The sequence below is a fragment of the Candidatus Nanopelagicales bacterium genome, assembly GCA_018003655.1.
GTDB lineage: Bacteria > Actinomycetota > Actinomycetes > S36-B12 > UBA10799 > JAGNDY01.
Map to the genome: position 1 here is coordinate 1 of JAGNDY010000141.1, position 3,719 is coordinate 3,719.

Sequence of the window (3,719 nt, forward strand, 5' to 3'; positions counted from 1 at the left end):
CGGTCGACAACCGGGAGCATCTCCTTCGGCTGCGCCTTGGTGGCGGGCAGGAACCGCGTGCCGAGTCCTGCGGCCGGAATCACCGCCTTGCGCAGTGGGAGCGCCCGGGCATCAGAGGTCGTGGATTGATCGGCCATGCTCTGACGATAACCGGGTGGACGAGTAAGTACGACCACAAGGAGACTGCCAAAGTGGACAAATCAGAAATCCGGGCGCAGATCCGAGCCGCCCGTCGTGATCTTCGACGCCAGCTCGGCGAGCGGGGTTGGGATGACCGAGGCGCGGCGATTGCCCAGGCGTTCTCGCAACGTGACGCCGTGGCCCGGGCGTGTGCAACCGGGGCCACTGTTGCCAGTTACGAGGCGGTGTTCAACGAACCTCCGACTACTGCGCTGAACCGGGCCCTGACGCAGGCCGGAGCACGGGTTTTGGTGCCGGTTGTCGAACACGACGGCGTTGCCCACCCGGAACTCGCGTGGGCGGATCTGGCCGATCCCGAACGGTCACTCGTAGCGTTTGGTGCGGCCGGTCTGACAGCACTCGGCTGTGAGGTGGTCATCGTTCCGGCGTTGGCCGTTTCCGGCTACGGTCAGCGTCTGGGCCAAGGTGGTGGCTACTACGACCGGATGTTCGCCGGGTTCGTCGATTCGCGTGGCCCACTGCGACTCGCGTTGGTCGGGCCGGGCGAAGTGCGCACCGACCTGGTGACCGAGGCCCATGATCAACTCGTCGACGAGTACGTGATCGGCTAGCGGGCCTACGCGTCCTTGCGTTCGAAAACAACCAGCGCAGCGGCCACCAGTACGGCCACCCAGGCGAGATACACCAGGCCATTGCGCACCATGTCCTCGCCAGCCACGAAGTTGTTGCCGGAGGTGAACGGCAGAACCTTGCCGATCCAGGGCAGCCAACTGCCGGCCAGGCCAGTGATCAGGTTCTCCACGACGACGGCGAGCAGCAACGGAATGATCACGCCGAGGGCCAAGATTCGGGTCAGGACGGTGACGGCAAACACCACCAGGCAGAACCCCATCAAGAACAACCACGCCCGCAGGATGAACGCGGCGAAAGAGACCGTGCTGTCCGGGTGGGCGATGATGCCGGTCTGTGGCCAGAAGATCAGCGCCGACACGACAAGTGAGAGGACGAACGCGGCCGTGATCCACAGGCAGCAAACGAGCACCTTGCCGACGAACACCGGCATCCGCCGTGGGAAGGCTGTCAGCGTCAACCGGATCGTGCCCTGCCGGTACTCCTGACCGAACGCCTGCGCAGCGACCGTTCCAAGCAACACCAAGACGACGAAGTTGGTCGTGGCGGTACTCAGCGCGCCGCCCATGCTCAGTAGTCCGGCCGGCTCAACCGTCGAGTCAGAATCGGACACCGAGTTGGCGGCGTTGAGTCCAACCGTGACCAGCGCCGCAAGTCCCGCGGAGAACACGATCGACAGTGCGAGCAAGATCCAGGTCGACCTGATCGACGAGATCCGCCGCCATTCGTAGCGCAGTACGCCGACCATCAGTTCCTCCCTCCAGTGGCGAATTCCTGACCCTCGTTGGTCAACTCAAGGAAGACCTCCTCAAGGCTGGCCGTGCGCGCGGACAGTTCGCGTAGCTGAATCTGATTGCGAAACGCAATCTCGCCGACCCGGTCGGTCGCCGCGCCCTGAACAGAGAGCCCGTCCTGACCCTCGGCAACCGCGGCCACCCCGTCGACCCGAAGGGCCTCCAACAGCCGATGCCGGTCCGAGCTTCGGACGAGCACATCGTTGCGGGTACTGCGCGAGACGAAGTCGGCCATCATCTCGTCCGCGATCAGCGAGCCGCGAGAGATGACGACGAGCCGGTCGGCCATCAGCTGCATCTCGCTGAGCAGGTGACTGGATACGAACACGACATTGCCCTGGGAGGCGTAGAACCGGAGGAAATCGCGCAGCCAGTGGATCGACTGTGGGTCCAATCCGTTGGCCGGCTCGTCGAGCACCAGGGTTGACGGCTCGGCGAGGATCGCACCAGCAAGGCCGAGCCGTTGACCCATACCGAGGGAGAACGACTTGGGTCGCTTCTTCGCCACCGACTCCAATCCGACCAGGTCGATCACCTCGTCCACGCGGGCTTTGGAGAGGTTGGCGTCGGCAGCGAGCATGCGTAGGTGCGCGCGAGCAGTTCGGTTCGGGTTGAAGAAGTTCGCATCCAGGTGAGCGCCGACAACCCGGGTGGCGTGCGGGTGGTCAACCAGCGGCTGCCCATTCCACAAAGTCCGACCGCTGCCGTGGTCAAGGCCCAGCATTAGCCGCATGGTCGTGGACTTTCCGGACCCATTGGGGCCCAGAAAACCAGTCACCACACCGGGCTCAAGGGTGAAGGTCAAGTCATCGACCGCCTTCTTCTTCCCGTAGACCTTTGTCAGCCCGCTCACTTCAACCTTCATGCAGCCGGACGCTACCGGGCATCGGCCACGTAAGCTCGCACATGTCGCCAATGTCAGGTGATAGTCGCTCCGGAGGAATGAACCCGTGCCCACCTATGAATACGTCTGCACCGAATGCAGTGAGCCGCTAGAGGTCGTGCAGTCGATTCACGACGATTCCCTCACTCAATGCCCGTCCTGTGGCGGAAAACTCCGCAAAATCTTCGGCAATGTCGGCGTCGTGTTCAAAGGTAGTGGCTTCTACAAGAACGACAGTCGGGCGGCGGCGAGCAAGGCTAAGTCCAGCAACTCCGACGCTGGTTCCTCGAAGACGCCAGCGGCCACGTCAGCCAAGGATGGCGCGGCAAAGACCGGCAGCTCCGACGGTTCCGGCTCCGCCACAACGCCGAGCAGTTCAACGGGATCGTCATCGGGATCGTCCACATCATCCGCAGCCACGAAGGCCGACTAGCAACCCTGTGGATGGCCTCAGCCGCGCATCCTGAATCCGCAATAGCCTCCCAACTAGGCGTTCCTCCGAGCGCCCGAGTGGGGGGTTGATTCATGGCAGGCACGTCCGACACATCTAGCCCGTTCGAACGGGTCCAGCGCCTCATCCGTCGTCAGCGCAGACTCATTGGGTCTGTGCTTATCGCCGCGAGCGTCTACTTCCTCATCACTGCCCTCAAGCCGGCAACGCAAACCACCTTGGAGTTGGTGGCCGCCAGCACCGATCTGCCTGCGGGGCACGCTATTCAGGCCGCAGACGTCACCACAACCGCCTGGCCCACCTCGGTAAGCCATCCTGAGTCATTCGTCGATCGCGACCTAGCCATCGGCCGCATCACCACCGGGGCATTGCTTGCTGGTGAACCCATCGGGCCCAGCCGCGTGATCGGTCCGGGCCTGCTCGATGTTGGGCTACCGCAGGAGCAGGCCGGTGAGTTGGTCGCGGCAACGGTACGCCTGGCCGATCCAGGCGAGGTTGCATTGCTCAAACCCGGTGACCTCATCGACATCCTGGCGGCCCGTGCGGGTGGGATTGGTGAGGAAACGAGCGCAGATCCGTCGGCCGGCTCTGCTCGGGTGGTCGCCGAGAAGGTGCGGGTGATCGTCGTGCCGGACACCACTAGTGGAGGCGATGCGAGCCTGTTCGGGGGTCCGTCACGTTCCTCGGCCGGCGGGTTGGACTCCGGGTCGATGATCGTGTTGGGCGTCGACAGACCCACGGCAACCGCGCTGGCAGCTGCGGCAACGCGCAGTCGACTCAGCGCCATCGTCCGAACTGATTAGCTGGTGCGGTTGCGCAG

General features: G+C 63.9%; 5 protein-coding genes. 3 read left to right on the plus strand and 2 right to left on the minus strand.

Annotation, left to right across the window (positions count from 1 at the left end; translation table 11 throughout):
* The first annotated feature begins 191 nt into the window (after positions 1–191).
* Positions 192–752 (plus strand): hypothetical protein, encoded by a 561-nt coding sequence (locus tag KAZ48_11345; GenBank protein MBP7973384.1) that lies wholly within the window; start codon positions 192–194, stop codon positions 750–752.
* A gap of 5 nt (positions 753–757) precedes the next feature.
* Here KAZ48_11345 and KAZ48_11350 read toward each other — a convergent pair whose 3' ends face one another.
* Both KAZ48_11350 and KAZ48_11355 read right to left on the minus strand, forming a co-directional pair.
* Positions 758–1,519: an ABC transporter permease subunit gene (locus KAZ48_11350; GenBank protein ID MBP7973385.1), complete on the minus strand. Its 762-nt coding sequence runs from the start codon at positions 1,517–1,519 to the stop codon at positions 758–760.
* The gene (locus KAZ48_11355) at positions 1,519–2,430 is read right to left on the minus strand and encodes an ATP-binding cassette domain-containing protein (protein MBP7973386.1); all 912 of its coding nucleotides are present in this window, start codon (positions 2,428–2,430) and stop codon (positions 1,519–1,521) included. The genes KAZ48_11350 and KAZ48_11355 overlap by 1 nt, the downstream gene beginning before the upstream one ends.
* Before the next feature lie 85 nt (positions 2,431–2,515).
* Here KAZ48_11355 and KAZ48_11360 point away from each other — a divergent pair, with 85 nt between their 5' ends.
* Positions 2,516–2,881: an FmdB family transcriptional regulator gene (locus KAZ48_11360; protein ID MBP7973387.1), complete on the plus strand. Its 366-nt coding sequence runs from the start codon at positions 2,516–2,518 to the stop codon at positions 2,879–2,881.
* A 92-nt stretch (positions 2,882–2,973) separates the two neighbouring features.
* The gene (locus KAZ48_11365) at positions 2,974–3,702 is read left to right on the plus strand and encodes a hypothetical protein (protein ID MBP7973388.1); all 729 of its coding nucleotides are present in this window, start codon (positions 2,974–2,976) and stop codon (positions 3,700–3,702) included.
* Positions 3,703–3,719: the final 17 nt, after the last annotated feature.

What these genes read in the sequence shown, in the direction of transcription:
- KAZ48_11355 (MBP7973386.1), bottom strand. Translation starts at nt 2,430, where the DNA reads ATGAAGGTTGAAGTGAGCGGGCTGACAAAGGTCTACGGGAAGAAGAAG.
- KAZ48_11365 (MBP7973388.1), top strand. Translation starts at nt 2,974, where the DNA reads ATGGCAGGCACGTCCGACACATCTAGCCCGTTCGAACGGGTCCAGCGC.
- KAZ48_11350 (MBP7973385.1), bottom strand. Translation starts at nt 1,519, where the DNA reads ATGGTCGGCGTACTGCGCTACGAATGGCGGCGGATCTCGTCGATCAGG.